Source organism: Photobacterium sp. HL06, assembly GCF_059552575.1.
Map to the genome: position 1 here is coordinate 506,272 of NZ_CM183915.1, position 17,219 is coordinate 523,490.

The 17,219-nt window shown below is 45.4% G+C and carries 13 protein-coding genes; 6 read left to right on the forward strand and 7 right to left on the reverse strand.

Annotated elements, in window-relative coordinates; genetic code table 11:
* Window positions 1-31: 31 nt before the first annotated feature.
* From AC51G0_RS20795 to dgcN, 5 genes are all read right to left on the reverse strand, one after another.
* Complete coding sequence (locus AC51G0_RS20795; RefSeq protein ID WP_496303559.1) at window positions 32-1,594, reverse strand: methyl-accepting chemotaxis protein; 1,563 nt, start codon at window positions 1,592-1,594, stop codon at window positions 32-34.
* 188 nt (window positions 1,595-1,782) lie between these two features.
* Window positions 1,783-2,343: a PadR family transcriptional regulator gene (locus AC51G0_RS20800; RefSeq protein ID WP_496304163.1), complete on the reverse strand. Its 561-nt coding sequence runs from the start codon at window positions 2,341-2,343 to the stop codon at window positions 1,783-1,785.
* 385 nt (window positions 2,344-2,728) lie between these two features.
* Window positions 2,729-3,586: a D-amino-acid transaminase gene (locus tag AC51G0_RS20805; RefSeq protein WP_496303560.1), complete on the reverse strand. Its 858-nt coding sequence runs from the start codon at window positions 3,584-3,586 to the stop codon at window positions 2,729-2,731.
* A gap of 54 nt (window positions 3,587-3,640) precedes the next feature.
* A complete protein-coding gene (gene dgcA, locus AC51G0_RS20810; RefSeq protein ID WP_496303561.1) occupies window positions 3,641-4,615 on the reverse strand; it encodes an N-acetyl-D-Glu racemase DgcA in 975 nt (324 codons plus the stop codon).
* 17 nt (window positions 4,616-4,632) lie between these two features.
* On the reverse strand, window positions 4,633-5,631 hold the full coding sequence (gene dgcN, locus AC51G0_RS20815) for an N-acetyltransferase DgcN (protein WP_496303562.1): 999 nt from the start codon (window positions 5,629-5,631) through the stop codon (window positions 4,633-4,635).
* A 931-nt stretch (window positions 5,632-6,562) separates the two neighbouring features.
* Here dgcN and alr point away from each other — a divergent pair.
* Together alr and citX are read left to right on the forward strand one after the other, a co-directional pair.
* Window positions 6,563-7,639 (forward strand): alanine racemase, encoded by a 1,077-nt coding sequence (gene alr / locus AC51G0_RS20820; RefSeq protein ID WP_496303563.1) that lies wholly within the window; start codon window positions 6,563-6,565, stop codon window positions 7,637-7,639.
* 40 nt (window positions 7,640-7,679) lie between these two features.
* On the forward strand, window positions 7,680-8,219 hold the full coding sequence (gene citX / locus AC51G0_RS20825; protein ID WP_496303564.1) for a citrate lyase holo-[acyl-carrier protein] synthase: 540 nt from the start codon (window positions 7,680-7,682) through the stop codon (window positions 8,217-8,219).
* A 102-nt stretch (window positions 8,220-8,321) separates the two neighbouring features.
* On the opposite strand, the gene AC51G0_RS20830 is transcribed toward citX, so the two are convergent.
* Window positions 8,322-8,624, reverse strand: a complete 303-nt coding sequence (locus AC51G0_RS20830) for an isoamylase early set domain-containing protein (RefSeq protein WP_496303565.1) — start codon at window positions 8,622-8,624, stop codon at window positions 8,322-8,324.
* Between the two features lie 466 nt (window positions 8,625-9,090).
* On the opposite strand from AC51G0_RS20830, the gene AC51G0_RS20835 reads away from it, so the two are divergent.
* The 4 genes from AC51G0_RS20835 (at window position 9,091) to AC51G0_RS20850 (ending at window position 13,431) form a co-directional block, all read left to right on the forward strand.
* Complete coding sequence (locus AC51G0_RS20835; RefSeq protein WP_496303566.1) at window positions 9,091-10,131, forward strand: amino acid ABC transporter substrate-binding protein; 1,041 nt, start codon at window positions 9,091-9,093, stop codon at window positions 10,129-10,131.
* Window positions 10,132-10,243: 112 nt separating this feature from the next.
* Entirely contained in the window at window positions 10,244-11,545 is a 1,302-nt protein-coding gene (locus tag AC51G0_RS20840; protein ID WP_496303568.1) for an amino acid ABC transporter permease, read from the forward strand.
* Window positions 11,546-11,551: 6 nt separating this feature from the next.
* On the forward strand, window positions 11,552-12,646 hold the full coding sequence (locus tag AC51G0_RS20845) for an amino acid ABC transporter permease (protein WP_496303570.1): 1,095 nt from the start codon (window positions 11,552-11,554) through the stop codon (window positions 12,644-12,646).
* A 17-nt stretch (window positions 12,647-12,663) separates the two neighbouring features.
* Window positions 12,664-13,431, forward strand: a complete 768-nt coding sequence (locus AC51G0_RS20850; protein ID WP_496303571.1) for an amino acid ABC transporter ATP-binding protein — start codon at window positions 12,664-12,666, stop codon at window positions 13,429-13,431.
* 682 nt (window positions 13,432-14,113) lie between these two features.
* Here the strand turns inward: AC51G0_RS20850 and AC51G0_RS20855 are convergent.
* On the reverse strand, window positions 14,114-17,218 hold the full coding sequence (locus AC51G0_RS20855; RefSeq protein WP_496303572.1) for an efflux RND transporter permease subunit: 3,105 nt from the start codon (window positions 17,216-17,218) through the stop codon (window positions 14,114-14,116).
* Window position 17,219 lies beyond the last annotated feature (1 nt).

A 17,219-nucleotide genomic window follows, 5' to 3' on the forward strand; every position in this document is an offset into this window, starting at 1 on the left:
ATGTAAGCTTGAGTTAGATACTTTTTGACGCTTACACAATTCGCCTGAATTGTTCGACCAAACGTGCCTGCTCTTCAAGTTGGTTGACGAGTAAATCACATTCATTCACTGTGTCCTTCGCAAGAACAGTCGATTCAGCAGATAAGTCACTAATCGACTGAATATTGACATTCATCTCCTCAGATACCGCAGCCAGCTCTTCGACTGCTGCTGCTATCTGGTAGTTCCAGTCAGTGATGTCATTAACTTGTTGCTGTGATTGCTTAAGGATGTCACCCGAATCATCAGCATTAACACGACATCGTTCTGACAACTGATTTCCTTCAGCTATCGCTTCGACAGATGCTCTGGTACCTTCCTGAATTTCTTCGATAACATTCTGGATCTCTTTGGTCGATACCTGAGTTCGCTGCGCCAAGGTACGAACTTCGTCAGCCACAACAGCAAAACCACGACCTTGCTCACCGGCACGTGCAGCTTCAATTGCTGCATTTAATGCCAGTAAATTAGTTTGCTCAGCGATCCCCTGTATGACTTCCGATACCGCGCCAATTCTTTTACCGTGCTCTTCCAAACTAGTTATCACGCCAGAGGTCAAATTGAGCTGCTGTACCAGCTTTTGAATTGATATCATTGTCTTGTTGACGGTTTCCATACCATTATCAGTTACCTCCAGGGCTGCTCTGGCAGCATCAGAAGCACTCTGGGTATTCTGCGCCATTTCATTTGCAGTAGAATGCATCTCGTTAATAGCAGCAGCAACTTGTTCAGTATCCTGCGTCTGTCCGTCCAAGTTTGAAGCCGTTTTATTCCCATTCTGTCGCAATGACACAGCTGATTGTTTCACCTGGACACTGGAATCCAAGATTCGCCCTACTACTGCATTCAATTCCGACTGTCTCATTTTAAATGCCAATGCGACCTCAGAAATATCATCAACCTTTCCGGTATAAACAAGCTCCATCAACGGATTATCAAACACCTCCCGAGCAGCATGGGTAAGCTTTTCTAAACGTCGAGTAAGCATATAAACAGAACTCGTTGCCAGAACCAAAAACGCCAACAAAGCAGCAATACTCCCTGCATAGTTGGCAACAACGGCGGAAATAACAAAACTCAGAACAAATGCCAGTGCGCACCGCTGCCATAGGCGTGTCCTTGGCATTTTCAGTTGCCATGGGGGCTTACTTGACCGTATCTTTTTATATATTATTTCAGCGCGATCTACATGTTCACGTTTTGGAGGCAAACGCACTGACTGGTATTCGACAACTTCACCATTGCTGGTAATAGGCGTTGCAAAGGCATCCACCCAGTAGTGACCACCATTTTTACAACGGTTTTTGACCAGTCCCATCCAGGAATGGCCGTTTTCAATATGAGTCCACAGATCTTTAAATGCCTCTGGCGGCATATCGGGATGTCGAATGATGTTGTGAGGCTGACCAACCAGTTCCTCTAGCTCAAAACCAGCTACCTCACAAAAGTCTTTACTGGCATAGGTAACGATACTTAATGCATCCGTAGTAGACAGCAGATTATAGCTTTCCGGGTATAATTTTTCGTTGCCCGTTACCGGGTTGTTTACTCGCATGATACATCCAACTTAATTGCTATCATTAGTGACTTACTGCGGCATCTTCATCTAGATTTTCATCCACGATTTTTACCGCACCTTGCACAGTTCTGAACTTTTTACTCTAATTTTAACGACTAACACTTTCATAAGTGTTAGTCTTGCAAAGCAACCTTTAGTGGCTTTTCTCGCAAGGTGTATAAATTTTAACTCACAGCGTCTATGAGACTGTCGAGATCTTTAAGTTCAGCCTCAACTTCTTTTGCCCACTTAATTCTTGCCTGTAAGTTGAGAATTACGCGACGAAGCATCAAACGCTCTAAACGTAACTGGCGATCAAAACCTAGATTACGGATTACATTGTTATGTTCCAGGCCTTGATAAAAATCTAACAGCCCATTGGACTCTTTACACTCAGCTTTCATATGTTGCTGCATAGGCTCTGAACTGTGTATATCGCATACCATCAGCTTTGCTGATAGTTCATCCCGGATCGCTGAATGAGATGTCGGTTTCTGAAACCACTCAAGCAAAGCCTCACGCCCCATGTCAGTAATCGAGTAAACTTTTCTATCCGGTTTATGCTTGTGTGGTTCAACCTCAAAAGTCACTAAATTCATATCATGAAGTTTGATTAGCTCGCGGTAAACCTGCTGGTGGCTAGCGCTCCAAAAATAACCAAGGCCGTTGGAAAACTCCTTTGCAATATCGTAGCCACTAGCGTCACTCTCGCTCAGTACAGTTAAGATTACGTGTCGTAATGTCAATTCTTCAGTCCTTTTAAAATATAACAATATTAGTTGCGAATAGTTGGTTTTGTTGGGTGCGTATTGGTGCAATACGATGCCAAAAGTATCAGAAGTAAATGTTGCACGCGTCCTGATCTTGTTTGTTTTCTTCATACAATTTCTCGCAACCAAGAAACCGCTTTCTTTTATGGGTATTGTTTCACTCAAACGCATACAATTCAAGAGATAGTTGATTGATTATCATTAGGTTAATGAATGCATGGTGAGCCACGTTTGTTCCATGCCTCGTATCTCCATGGACAGATGGGATAGTACTTTTCGATAGAAAAATAGTAGGCTTACCAACTACAGTTTAGGAAAGCCAAGCTGTCATTCAGGATATTACTCTGTACTGTGATAGATTTTATTCCGCCGTAGATTTAGCAATCTCAATATAAATCTTACGCAGCCTACTCGCTACCGGCCCGGGCTTTCCATTACCAATTGGATACTCATCAATACTGATCACAGGCCAAACAAACGTGGTTGCTGAGCTAACAAATGCTTCTCTAGCCTCACAGACCTCTTCGACGGTAAACCTGCGTTCTTCAACTTGAATACCCTCCTCTTCTGCCAGTTTCAGAAGGCTTTTTCTGGTAATGCCATGGAGGATATCGTTACTCAGTGGAGTCGTTATTAACGTACCATCAGCCGTAACGATATAGGCATTGTTAGAGCTACCTTCGGTGATGTAGCCATCTTCCACCAACCACGCATCATCGGCGCCAACAGACAGTGCAGCTTGTTTTGCCATACAAGGAGCCAGCAGGCCAACGGTTTTAATATCACGGCGTTTCCAGCGTATATCCGGCAGTGAAATCACTTTGATACCCATTTTTGCTTTCGGGCTTTCCAGCAAAGAACGCGCCTGCGTAAATAAGACTAGAGTGGGTTTGGTATCACCCGGATAGGCAAAGTCGCGATCGCCCGCATTACCACGGCTCAGTTGAAGATAAATCCCACCCTCATCAAGGTTATTCAATTCCACCAGCTCTTTTTGAATAGCCGTCAACGCTTCAGTCGTTACAGGTAGTTCCAAATCCAGCTCCCTACAGGAGCGCTCAAGGCGCGCTATGTGGCCGGCGTTATCCACTAATTTGCCATCCAGTACCGCAGTGACTTCATACACCGCATCGGCAAACAGAAAACCACGATCAAAGATAGAGATCTTCGCCTCCACTTCGCTGACATATTCACCATTCAAATAAACGATGCGTTCCATAATGTATTTCCTCTAATATTTCTCTAGCGCAATTCTTTCATTATGACCAAGGATTTAACCCCATAACGTAGACTGAAATGGTTGCATTTTTTGCTCAGAAAACTCAAAACCGTCTTCCCGGTCGTTTTTGAGAAGCAACGGGCCATCCAAATCGACAATTGCGGCCCCTTGTGCCACCACAAAAGCCGGTGCCATGGCCAAGGAAGTGGCAAGCATACAACCCACCATGACTTCAAAACCGGCTTGTTCTGCTTCGTGCTTAAGAGCCAGCGCTTCCGTCAGGCCGCCGGTTTTATCGGTTTTGATATTGATCATTTCATAGCAGCCAGACAAAGCCGGAAGGCTCTGCCGATCATGGCAAGATTCATCGGCGCATAATGGTATCGGATGAGGCAGCTCAGCCAATATAGCGTCCTCACCGGCTGGTAATGGTTGCTCAATCATCGCAACATCCAACTTAACAAGCTCAGGTACGAACTCTTGATAAAGTTCTGGCGTCCAGCTTTCATTGGCATCGAGAATAATTTTCGCATCAGGTGCGCCGCGGCGCACCGCTGCCACCCGTTCGAGAACACCAGAACCACCAAGCTTTATTTTCAGCAAGGGGCGTGCTGCATGCTCCCATGCAGAGAGCTCCATCTTTCCAGGCGAATCCAGAGACAGTGTGTAAGCACTAACAAGCGACTCTGGAGTCAACCCCAGGCGTTGCCAAATCGACATACCGGCAGCTTTACATTCCCAATCCCAAAAAGCGCAGTCCAACGCATTGCGCGCCGCCCCTGCGGGAAGCTGGGCCTGTAGATCAAGTCGCTCAAGCCCTGCTTCCAGTAGAGGAACAACCTGTTCCAGCTGAGCCAATACACTAGCCACTGATTCGCCATAACGGCTATAGGGCACACATTCACCACGGCCTATAATGCCCAGCCCTTCTAGCTCGACGATAACCACGTCAGCCTGAGTCCGGCTTCCCCTCGAGATGGTAAAACTACCTCGGATCGGCCAACTTTGCGTATAGAGACGGACTTTCATTTAATTTTCCCTCCCCTTTAACTGAGTTGCTCTACGATGCGACCAACACCCTGACGGAATGGATCCACCGTAGGAAGTCCCAATTCGGTTTCGATTTTATCCAGAATAATATTCGCTTCAGCGTCTTCAAGCTGGGAAGTATTGACCGAAATCCCAACAAAACGCACATCAGGGTTGGTCAGGCGCGCAGTCACCAAGTTGGCTTCCATACAAGCTTTTAGTTCAGGCAGAGCATAATCAGGCAAGCCTCGCATATGGGTTCGGGTTGGCTCATGGCACAGCACTAGGGCATCGGGTTGAGCGCCGTGAATAAGCCCAGTAGTCACACCTGCAAATGACGGGTGGAACAAAGAGCCCTGCCCTTCAATAATATCCCAGTGATCCGCAGCATTATCCGGCGCGAGAACCTCGACCGCACCCGCGATAAAGTCAGACACCACACAATCCACACTGACGCCGGCACCGCTGATTAAGATCCCCGTTTGCCCAGTAGCGCGAAAATCTATATTCCTGTCACGGCTGCGCATCTCTTTTTCAATCGCCAACGAGGTGTACATTTTGCCGCAGGAGCAATCAGTACCCACAGTCAGCAGGCGTTTGCCCGTGCGCTTGCGGCCACTGGCCACCGGGAAGCTTTGGGTCGGATAACGAACATCGAACAGCTGACGGCCAACACGGTTAGCACAATCAACCAATACGGGAATATCGTTAAGGCGGTTATGCAGACCTGCAGCAAGATCCATCCCGGCTTCCAACGCCTCAAGCAAAACATCCAGCCATTGCTCGGAAATCACACCGCCGCGGTTAGCCACGCCAATCACTAAGGTTTGTGCCCCCGCTTTACTTGCCTCAGAAATGTCCATATCTGACAAACCACAATCGGCCTGACAACCGGAAAGACGATATTGACCGACGCAATATTCCGGATGCCACTGTTTAATCCCTTGGGCAACCTTGGCTGCCAAAGGATCAGCTGCATCGCCAAGAAATAGTAGGTAAGGCTTTTTAAGTTCCATCTATATATCTCCTAAAACATAACTAACTGTCTGCTTCTATTGTTTGAATTAAATTAAAACAATAAAATTAGGTTATTCCCTTAACCACCAGCAAGAATCATGACAACTTTGCCACAATGACAAAATTTATTTCTATAAAAGTCACTAATAACGCCATGTATTAACCATATCTGGTCTAAATATTCAGGTTATCGTGCTGGGTTTTTCTCTCAAACATGGCGTCACCACAATCAAAATATTATCCTTTAATAATTTGCTCATATGGTAGATTAGTTCAATTTTTGATATGTGAAGTTTCATGCTAAGAAAGTGGAGGGTTTAGCTTGTGGTTTTTTCTGATTTACATTAATTTGAACCGAAATATGTAGTCAATCGTCATTATTGTTTATGTTTCAATGACAATGTTAAATGCCTCCCTATACATCAATGATAAAGCTAACAATCTAGTTTTATTTAAATAATCTTAGTGATTATTTCACCAAATAGTACATAGCCAGTGCACACTAATGATGCAATTGTATCTTTTTAGTGCATTGTGACGATGTATACTCAGGATGTTTTTCGATTAGATTCAGATTATTACCTCACTAATCATCTGACAAAAAACAGCATCTCATTGACGAAATCCCCCTACACATCAATTGATATAATATTCTGTATTTTGATGCAAATACTGACTCTTTATGCTCTAGAACCGCTAAACCTTATGGTTTTATCAAACATCCAAACGTATTTGTTTAAAACATCTTTTCAACCTATGTCCTACTCCCTCATTTATAACTTCGATGAAATATCTTTTTGGCCTGTTAATTGCTCTTTGGTAATGGGCGGTTGGAACATGCTTCTGAAGCTAAAAGGAAATGCATGAGTGGCACGATAGCCTTACTGAATCACATATCAGCCACACAATCAGCTATAACAGGGAGTATGTATGAAAACAGCTGAAGCCGTGATCGATCTTCGGGCCTTGCACCATAACTATCAGGTGCTAAAAGGATATTGCCCAGACAGTAAACTGATCGCAGTGATTAAAGGGGATGGCTATGGTCATGGCGCTAGTAAAATCGCAAAAGCCTTACCAGCTGCTGATACATTTGCCGTCTCTCGCCTGGAAGAAGCATTAGCGCTTCGAGCTGATGGGATCCAAAAATCGATACTGCTGCTGGAAGGCTGCTTTTGTTTGGAGGATTTAATCATTGCTGCCGAGCAAGGTTTGCAAACCGTAGTCCATCACCCAGAACAACTCATCGCGTTAGAGGCCGTAAAGCTTCCCAAACCAATCAGAGTGTGGTTAAAAATCGACACCGGTATGCATCGCCTCGGTGTACAGCCGACAGAGCTTTCAGACTATGTGACACGCCTTCAGGCCTGCAAGAACCTTGACGGAGAACCCGGTTTCATCAGCCACTTTAGCTGCGCCGACGAACCAGGTTCAATAACCACACTCAATCAGTTACGCCGTTTTGAAGCACTGACGGAGGCCTTTCCCGGCGAGAAAACCTTAGCCAACTCTGCAGGCCTTCTATACTGGCCCAATACCCATTTTGACCAGGTTCGTTCAGGAATTGCCTTATATGGGATATCACCGCGAAGTAGTGAGTCTGGTGCGGAGCAAGGTCTACGTCCAGTCATGACTTTGCGATCCCGCCTAATCGCTGTTCGTGATCATCAGCTCGGTGAACCCATTGGTTATGGGGAAACCTGGACGTCAGCGCGTAAGACAAATATTGGTGTCGTCGCGATGGGATATGGCGATGGTTACCCCAGGTTAGCACCCGAAGGTACCCCTGTATGGGTTAATGGCCGAATAGTGCCCATCGTAGGCCGAGTATCCATGGATATGTTGACTGTCGATCTTGGCCCAAATGCCAGTGATAAAGCCGGCGACTCAGTAATTTTCTGGGGCAAAGAGCTACCGGTTGAAACGGTTGCCAAACATATCGGAACCATTGCCTATGAGCTGGTAATAAAGCTAACGGCCAGAGTTTATAGGCGCTATCAACATTGATGTAATTGATAATTTATAGAAAATTAAAAAGGGACAATAAATGATATCCAAACGATCCAGAGCAAATAAAAGAGCTGATACGGGTTGGTTCGATCACCTTGTCAATGTCGAAGACAGAATACACAGACAACAAGAATGGCTGAAATGTTACGCTCAGCCTTTAGTGACCTTCACCGTTAAAATTCCGGATAAAACTGACAACAACACACTCTCACACACCATTTTCAACCAGGGAATTGATGCACTTTATGCCACCTGTACAGATCGAGGCTGGCCTATCACAACCAGGCAAATTCTGTATAAGTCTACCGGTCCTGAGGCCATTTTTGTTATTGATGCTACCTCTGCCAGCCTACTGAAGGCCGCGATGATAAAAATAGAGCACTCACATAAACTTGGCCAGTTGATGAATCTGGATGTCACCGATACTGACGGACACACCATTTCCCGTTCAGGCTGCCAGATGCCAAAAAGAAAATGCCTTGTTTGCGGCAAGGATAAAAATGTTTTTGACCATTCCCATCACCACGATCTCAATGAGCAGTTAACCAAAGTCAAAGAGATGGTCGAAAGTGTTTAGGTTTTGGGCTCTATACAAGGCAGGCATTCCCGGAGGAGACACCAATATAAAGTCTCTTGATCACTGCTCGTGATCAAGAGATGTACCATACCTTAGTATTGCTTATTCAGTTGCAAAAGTGGACAAAATACTATTATCATCGCCAAAGTCATTCGGAACAAATCCATCAGCACTCGGGTCATTTTCCCACAAGCATTCATTGATTAAATAACGAAATTGATAGTTCTTATCTTTAGCCAGTCTAATTTTATACTTATATGCTTTTGTTCTTTTATTTAACTGCATGGGTACTAACTCCCATCGATTGAAATCAGCAACAAGTGCAATTTTATCAATATCAGCTGTTGGCCATTCAAACGTCACTTCCACTTCATCCTTTGTTTTAAAAAACCGTTTCTTAATCATAATGACTCCTTTCATAAAATGAATATTTAAATAATAACCAAAAGTAAAATCACATCAAACATAATCTCAGCAACCAATCTTAGTTAACAAAAAATTAACCACGAATTATACCTTTATTGCCTCAATATAGCGCAAGCAAAAACAAAACTAATACTTTAGTGGTGCATTCAATGCACCATAATAGAGATAAGACCAATCACAAAGCAAAGACCAGCCCATTTCGCTAAAAACCACACAGACGACGGGCTAAAGCTTTATAACTTGCGTGATTTAAAGAGACTTTACCCATAGTAACGGATTTACATTAAAGGTGAAGTATTGGCACACCAATTGCTATATAAAATACAAGTAAGCATCATTATTATTTTAAAAGGCAGTGGAAACCATTTAAATAAATGGCATTAAAGCAGACAACAAAATAAGAAACCAAAACATGATTGTTCGACACAACAGACAGGATGTCACTATGAAGAAAACATTAAAACTCTTTTCAGCGTCTATGATCGCCTCATCATTGTTAATGGCTGGGGCTGCCAATGCTGAAACGGGAATCAGTTCAGCAACGTTGGCTAAGGTTCACTCTGCTGGTGTTTTAAAATGCGGTGTCAGTACCGGCTTGCCGGGCTTTTCTAACACCGACGCGAAAGGTAACTGGGAAGGTATCGATGTGGAGTTCTGCCGAGCAGTTGCGTCTGCGGTGTTGAAAGATGCCAGTAAGGTGCAGTTTATTCCATTGACAGCGAAAGAGCGTTTTACTGCGCTTCAGTCTGGTGAAATCGATGTGCTGTCACGTAATACCACTTGGACACTGCAACGTGACAGCGCCTTGGGCATCAACTTTGTTGGTGTGAACTACTACGACGGTCAAGGCTTTATGGTTGATAAAGATTTGGGGGTAACCTCGGCTAAAGAGCTCGATGGCGCCTCTGTTTGTATTCAGTCGGGTACAACCACTGAATTGAATCTGGCCGATTACTTCCGTGCTAACGGTATGAGCTTTAAACCTGTGGTGTTTGATACGTCTGATCAGACAGTTAAAGGCTTTGAGGCGGGTCGTTGTGACGTACTGACCTCCGATCAATCTCAGCTTTACTCTCTGCGTATAAAACTAGCGGATCCGACATCAGCGATGGTTCTTCCTGAAGTCATTTCGAAAGAGCCACTGGGCCCCGTGGTTCGACAGGGAGATGATAAATGGTTCAACATCGTAAAGTGGACGCTAAGCCTGATGGTGAACGCGGAAGAGTACGGAGTATCCCAACAAAACGTTGAAGCCATGATGAAGTCAAAAGATCCCAATGTTCGACGCTTGCTTGGCCTGGATGGGCCAAAAGGTACGGGACTTGGCCTGAACGATGATTGGTCTTATCAAGTCATCAAACAGGTGGGTAACTACAGCGAAAGCTTTGATCGCACGGTTGGTGCAGGATCACCACTGAAGATTGCTCGTGGTCTGAATGCACTTTGGGTTGATGGCGGTATCATGTACGCGCCACCGGTTCGCTAGCCTCGTTCATCAAACCTAATAGAGTATACGGTGAGGCTACGGCCTCACCCACTGACTAGTCCGCCTCCGATAAAGTATGGGCTCACATCCAAAGTATCAACAGGGTAGTTGTATGGCACTGAGTGAAACAGAATTTGATACTGTCAGTAATAAAGACAAAGCTCAAAATGAGCAATTAACCATTAAAAATCAAACATCCGCTACAAATAAAACACAGGAGTGTGTAGCCAACATAAATAATAACAAGCAGCCATTTAACCTGCGTTCGGTAATATATCACCCTGGCGTGAGAGCGATATTTTTTCAGGCTTTACTCATTCTTAGTGTTGGATTGTTTTTATACACGGTTGTCAATAATGCACTGGACAACCTGGAGCAAAGAGGAATTGCGACAGGGTTTGAGTTCCTGAACCAAACTGCCGGCTTTGGTATAGGAATGTCTCTCATTGATTACAATGAAACCTATACTTACGGCCATACTTTTTTGGTGGGGTTACTCAATACCGCCTTGGTGGCTGTGTTAGGTATCACCTTTGCGACTGTTCTTGGCTTTATTGTGGGGGTGGCCCGACTATCGACCAACTGGCTATTGAACCGCCTGGCTAACATCTACATTGAGATATTTCGTAACATCCCGTTGTTATTGCAAATTTTGTTTTGGTATTTCATCGTATTGCAGGCACTGCCATCACCAAGGCAAAGTCTGGCCCTCGGTGAGGCCGTTTTCCTCAATGTCAGGGGACTGTTCCTGCCCGCCCCCGTGCTTGAAACTGGCTATCAAATCGTGATTGCCGCGTTGGCTGTCAGTCTGACTATTGCCGTTGTTATACACTTTTGGGCTCGCCATAAGCAGCGTGAAAGTGGTATTCAGATCCATGCTTGGCGTTACTCTCTGGCCGTGATGGTTGTCATACCGGGTATCGTATATCTGCTGGCGGGGCAACCTATTAGCTTGGAATACCCTGAGCTTAAAGGGTTCAACTTTCGTGGCGGAATTGGCGTAATGCCAGAATTATTTGCGCTGCTGATTGCACTTTGTATCTATACCGCCGCGTTTATTGCTGAAATTGTTCGCTCCGGCATAAGTGCTGTTAACCATGGCCAAACGGAAGCGGCTGGATCGCTGGGGCTAAAAACCGGACACACTCTTCGATTAATTGTCATTCCCCAGGCGATGCGGGTAATCGTTCCCCCGTTAACCAGCCAATACCTCAACCTGGTGAAGAACTCTTCGCTGGCAATGGCCATAGGTTATCCCGATCTGGTCTCGGTCTTTGCCGGAACCACACTAAATCAAACCGGACAAGCTATTGAAATCATCGCCATGACCATGGCTGTGTACCTGACACTCAGTTTACTGACGTCGCTATTGATGAATATGTATAACCGCAAGATTGCTTTGGTGGAGAGATAATTACCGATGAAAGTATTCCATTTTTCACCATCCGATGCACCACCGTCGCAAATGACGGGGATCTCGGCCTGGTTGCGCAAGCATCTCTTTTCCACTGCACTCAATACCCTGGTAACGGCGGTATTGCTGGCCGTGATCATTATCGGCGCCAGCAGCATATTGCAGTGGAGCGTTATTGATGCCGACTGGGTTGGCATTACTCGCGATGATTGTTCCCGAGAAGGGGCCTGCTGGGTGTTTGTTCAGGCGCGCTTTGAACAGTTTATGTTTGGCTTTTATCCCGAAACTGAATTGTGGCGCCCTGTATTATTTTTCGCACTGCTAACCGGGCTTATGGTTTGGTTGTTAGTTGAACGTATTCCCAACAAAAAATGGGCGCTAGGCTTCACCTTGGTGCCGTTTCCTGTGCTGACATCGTTACTGTTACATGGCGGCGTATTTGGCTTGCCAGTTGTTAATACCCATATGTGGGGAGGCTTACTGGTTACCTTAATCATTGCCTTAACCGGGATTGTGGCCTCGTTACCTTTTGGTGTTGTACTCGCCCTCGGCAGGCGCTCTCACATGCCGGTACTGCGTAGCATGAGCACCGTATATATCGAGTTCTGGCGTGGTGTACCACTGATCACCGTTCTGTTCATGGCATCGGTAATGCTGCCATTGTTCCTCTCGGGCGGTACCGAAGTCGATAAACTGCTGCGTGCCCTGATCGGCGTAGTATTGTTTAACTCCGCCTATATGGCAGAAGCAATCCGCGGCGGCCTGCAATCTATTCCCAAGGGCCAATATGAGGCAGCAGAAGCACTGGGACTAGGCTACTGGAAAAAAACCCGACTGATCATTTTGCCGCAGGCATTGAAAATCAGCATTCCATCAATTGTAAATACCTTCATCGCCTTGCTCAAAGACACGAGCCTGGTACTGATCATCGGTATGTTCGATGTTTTGGGAATAGCCCAGTCGGCTAACAATGATCCGGCATGGCTTGGATTTTCGACAGAAAGTTACCTATTTGCCGCTTTGGTATTTTGGATAATGTGTTTTGGCATGTCTCGATACAGCCTTCATCTAGAAAATAAACTCCACACTGGCCATCGATAATTTACAAGGACGTTAACATGTTAAAGAAAAGTGTATATCAAAGCGTAGCGCCAGATTCAGTGATCCGCTTACAAAAGGTCAACAAATGGTACGGTGAGTTTCATGTATTAAAAGACATTAACTTAGATGTTAAAAAAGGGGAAAAGATCGTGATCTGCGGACCATCGGGCTCAGGGAAATCAACCATGATCCGCTGTATCAATCACCTTGAAGAACACCAGCTCGGCCAGATCAAAGTAGCAGGAACAGAACTGACGGAAGATCTGAAAAACATCGAACTGGTACGCCGTGAGGTGGGTATGTGCTTCCAGCATTTTAACCTCTTTCCTCACCTGACAGTATTAGAGAACTGCACCCTCGCGCCAATTTGGGTGAAGAAGATGGCGCAAAAAGAAGCGGAAGAATTGGCCATGGAATACCTGACACGGGTGCGTATCGCTGAACAGGCCCATAAATATCCCGGTCAGCTCTCTGGCGGGCAGCAGCAGCGTGTCGCCATTGCTCGTTCATTGTGTATGCAGCCTCAGGTAATGTTGTTTGATGAGCCGACTTCAGCCCTCGACCCAGAAATGGTCCGTGAAGTATTAGATGTCATGGTTGAATTGGCGTCAGACGGCATGACCATGCTGTGTGTCACTCATGAAATGGGTTTTGCCCGCGAAGTCGCCGATCGGGTCATTTTCATGGATGCCGGTGAGATTATTGAACAGAACACACCGGAAGAATTTTTTAGTAACCCCCAATTTGATCGCACCCAGAACTTTTTACAGCAGATCATTCATTAAGTTTTTGCTTGCACGCAACTTCCTTTTGGCGCTCTTCCAGGCGCCTTTTTTTATTTGGCTATTGTCATTAATGTCACATTAAACACATACAATGTGCAGGGTTTTATTATAGACAAAAAAAAGCTGAGCAACCTGCTCAGCAAAAAAATGAAAATAACAATAACAATAACAATAACAATAACAATTAGCAGTGGTTCCTCACGAAACCATTGACAATAAGAATACATCTAAGATGTTGAATCAGCGCTGAATACCAGCTTCTTAATATAAAAAACCGATGTTAAAACCATTATTACCCTTACTTGATAATAAACAACATCAAATAACACCATACCACGTAACAATATAAACAAAGCGCAATTATGATAATAATCAAAATTCTGTTTTCTCCGGTATAGAGCAACGATAATGGCTATTCATTGTCAGAGAACATATAAATATTGCGCATCTAAAGACAGTCTAATATGGAATTATCTTTGGAGTGGATATAGTTATTCCATCCTGAGGGATATCACTTAGTAAATACGGTTCTAATGTTCCCGACAACCAAAGTCCAACAATAGTCGGAATAATAAACACTAAGGTAAAAACTGTAATGCGAAATGCAATATTCAAAATAACTTGCTTCACTTATCTTTCCCCCGGTTTAAACTTGCAAGAGGGGCAAGGCCCCTCTCATTAATTAGTGCTCAGAAACTAGCTCTGTACTAATGTTTGGTGATGATTGCCTATTAGGGATACGGAAGATCATTGCGTAGCTTACTGGTAACACCACTAGTGTCAGTATGGTCGCAAAACCCAGTCCAAAGACGATAGTTACGGCCATTGCCGTAAAAAACGGGTTGAAAAACAACGGAATCATACCCAGCATGGTTGTGCTTGCAGCCATACATACCGGACGAACTCGGCTTACCGAAGAGTCAAATACTGCCTCATACATCGTCTTGCCTGCTGCTAGCTCGATGTTGATCTGATCCACTAGCACAATACCGTTTTTGATAATCATCCCGCTTAGGCTCAACATTCCCAAAATAGCCATAAAGCTCAGTGGGGCGTCAAAGAACAATAAGCCAGAAGTAATGCCTATCATCGCTAACGGCACATTGAACCAGATAACCAGCGGTTTTCTTACCGAGTTAAACAGCACTACAGTGATCAGGAACATTGCCAGATAGCCCATCGGTAGCGAGCTAACAATACTTGCCTGAGCATCACGAGACGTTTCATACTCTCCGCCCCACTCCAATTCGTAACCTTCCGGTAATGCAATCGCTTCTATCTCACTACGGATCTTACCCAAAGCTGAATCGGAAGTTTCACCACTGCCCAATGCCGGATCGGCCAAAACCGATATAATACGCTTGCGATCACGGCGCATAATGAGAGGGTTTTCCCACTCAGTAGCAAAGTCATTAACCAGCTGAGTTACTGGTACAAAAGTATTGTTTTCCGCACTCCATACCTGAAGTTTTAGCAAACTATCAGCATCCAGTCGCTCCTGCTCTGGCGCACGGGCAACGATCGGCATCAGGTGACTTTGCTCACGGTAGGTTCCTACTGTTTTACCGCTGAAATTGATCAACATTGCATTGTCGAGATCTTGCTTACTGATCCCCACTTCCCTTGCTTGAGCCGGATTAAGCTGTGGACGAACAACTGATACCTGGTTACGCCAGTCATGACGAATGTTTGCTATCGCTGGTTCACCCCTCATGATCTTTTCGGCCTGAGCAGCCAACTGACGCAGAACTGCCGGATCTTCACCATAAAAGCGGGCTTCAATCTTCGCCGCTGGCGTTGGTCCATTTTCCAGCATCTTGACCCGAAATTGGGCTTGCGGATAGTTTTCTTTCAGATACGCTGTCAGCCCAGGCATGGCTTTAGCCTGCGCTTCCTTATCCGTCATCTCAATGATCAGCTGTGCATAGGCTGCGTAACCCTTCTCCGGCGTATAAGGCAGGACAAAACGCTGCGATCCCTGGCCAACCACGGAAGTCAGATTCTTCAACCCCATCTGATGCTGCTGATCATAAGCCATCAACTCATTTTCTATTTTACTGACAAACGCTTCGGTACCACGCGTATCTGTTCCTTCCTGCATCCAGATATCCACAAAGAAGATTGGTGTATTGGACGGCGGGAAGAATACGTTCTTTACATAGCCCATACCAAGCAACGCAGCCACCAGCATGGCAACCACAGTTGTGATTGTTAGCACTCTGAAACGCATCGCAAAACTCAGGATGTTACGATACGCGGTAAAGAACCAGCCTTTATACAGCTCCTGCGGCTCATCGCTGACTTCACCGTCTTTAAACAACAAATGGCAGAAAAACGGCGTAATGGTGATAGCGGTGATCCAACTGATAAAGAGTGAGATCAGCAGAACTTTGAACAGTGATGCACAGAATTCACCTGTCGCATCTTGTGATAGACCAATCGGTGCAAACGCGATAATAGCAATAATCGTCGCCCCCAGCAGAGGCCATTGTGTCTGCTTGACCACCTCACCTGCGGCTTCGAACCGGCTTTGACCACGCTGGAGCCCAATTAAAATACCTTCGGTCACCACGATGGCATTATCGACCAGCATTCCAAGTGCAATGATCAGTGCGCCCAGAGAGATGATCTGTAACTGAATACCCAGCACATTCATCACAATAAAAGTGCCAAAAATAGTCAGTAACAACACTGCGCCCATCAACAGGCCTGAACGGAGCCCCATAAAGACCAGAAGGATCACAATAACAATGGCTACGGACTCGGCAAGGTTGATAAGGAACCCGGTAACCGAAACATCCACCACAGCACCTTGGTCATAGACGGTATTAAGCGCCATCCCCATCGGCAGACGGGTTTCAAGTTGGTCGATTTTATCTGATATCGCTTTAGAAACATCGACGACATTGACCCCGGCGCTAAACGAAATACCTAACGACAGTGCCCGTTCGCCCATATTGTGATATAGCAAATCTGGCGTTTCCGTTTCGGTTTTGTAGACCTTGGCAATATCGCCCAAGTAAACCAGATCACCGTTACCCGGAGGGCTGATCAACAGACGTTCCATCTCTTTGACATCAAAAAACTCGCCCGTCGGGTGGATCCGGATACGACCATCGCCAATACGGATCTTACCAGCATTTGAGACGACATTTTGAGTCTGAATAAGGCCGTAGATGTAATTCTGATCCAGCCCCAGAGCCGCTAACTTCTGCTGGCTGATTTCAACCACCACCTGCTCTTGGGGAGCCCCAACTACAGACACTTTTTTTACACCGTCGATCAATACCAGCTCTCGGCGCAGAAAGTCGGCGTAATTTTCTAGTTCTCGGTAAGTGTAACCTTCCCCTTTGATGTTCATCAGAATGCCGAACACATCTGAGTAGTCATCAATTACCATCGGGGAAACGACACCCGGAGGCAGTTCTGCTACCGCATCATTTACCTTACGGCGCAACTCATCCCAAATTTGCGGCAGCATGGTAACATCATAACGCTCCTGCATTTCCACTTCGATTTGGGACAGACCGGCACTGTTTATCGATGTAATGTGCTTTACCTGCTGCATCTGCTGAATGGCATCTTCCAGCGGCAGAGTGACTTCTTCTTCGACCTGTTCCGGTGACGCCCCAGGATATGGCGTTATGACCAATGCACTTTTCAGAGTAAACTCTGGAAATTCCAACTGGCCCAAACCAGTAAATGAAACGGCCCCGCCGATCAGCATTAGCAGAACAAACATCCAGCTGATGACTTTGTTTTTAATACTATAATGAGCAATATTCATG

What these genes read in the sequence shown, in the direction of transcription:
- AC51G0_RS20805 (WP_496303560.1), bottom strand. Translation starts at nt 3,586, where the DNA reads ATGGAACGCATCGTTTATTTGAATGGTGAATATGTCAGCGAAGTGGAG.
- AC51G0_RS20850 (WP_496303571.1), top strand. Translation starts at nt 12,664, where the DNA reads ATGTTAAAGAAAAGTGTATATCAAAGCGTAGCGCCAGATTCAGTGATC.
- AC51G0_RS20845 (WP_496303570.1), top strand. Translation starts at nt 11,552, where the DNA reads ATGAAAGTATTCCATTTTTCACCATCCGATGCACCACCGTCGCAAATG.
- AC51G0_RS20835 (WP_496303566.1), top strand. Translation starts at nt 9,091, where the DNA reads ATGAAGAAAACATTAAAACTCTTTTCAGCGTCTATGATCGCCTCATCA.
- dgcN (WP_496303562.1), bottom strand. Translation starts at nt 5,631, where the DNA reads ATGGAACTTAAAAAGCCTTACCTACTATTTCTTGGCGATGCAGCTGAT.
- AC51G0_RS20855 (WP_496303572.1), bottom strand. Translation starts at nt 17,218, where the DNA reads ATGAATATTGCTCATTATAGTATTAAAAACAAAGTCATCAGCTGGATG.
- AC51G0_RS20830 (WP_496303565.1), bottom strand. Translation starts at nt 8,624, where the DNA reads ATGATTAAGAAACGGTTTTTTAAAACAAAGGATGAAGTGGAAGTGACG.
- AC51G0_RS20840 (WP_496303568.1), top strand. Translation starts at nt 10,244, where the DNA reads ATGGCACTGAGTGAAACAGAATTTGATACTGTCAGTAATAAAGACAAA.
- dgcA (WP_496303561.1), bottom strand. Translation starts at nt 4,615, where the DNA reads ATGAAAGTCCGTCTCTATACGCAAAGTTGGCCGATCCGAGGTAGTTTT.
- citX (WP_496303564.1), top strand. Translation starts at nt 7,680, where the DNA reads ATGATATCCAAACGATCCAGAGCAAATAAAAGAGCTGATACGGGTTGG.
- AC51G0_RS20795 (WP_496303559.1), bottom strand. Translation starts at nt 1,594, where the DNA reads ATGCGAGTAAACAACCCGGTAACGGGCAACGAAAAATTATACCCGGAA.
- alr (WP_496303563.1), top strand. Translation starts at nt 6,563, where the DNA reads ATGAAAACAGCTGAAGCCGTGATCGATCTTCGGGCCTTGCACCATAAC.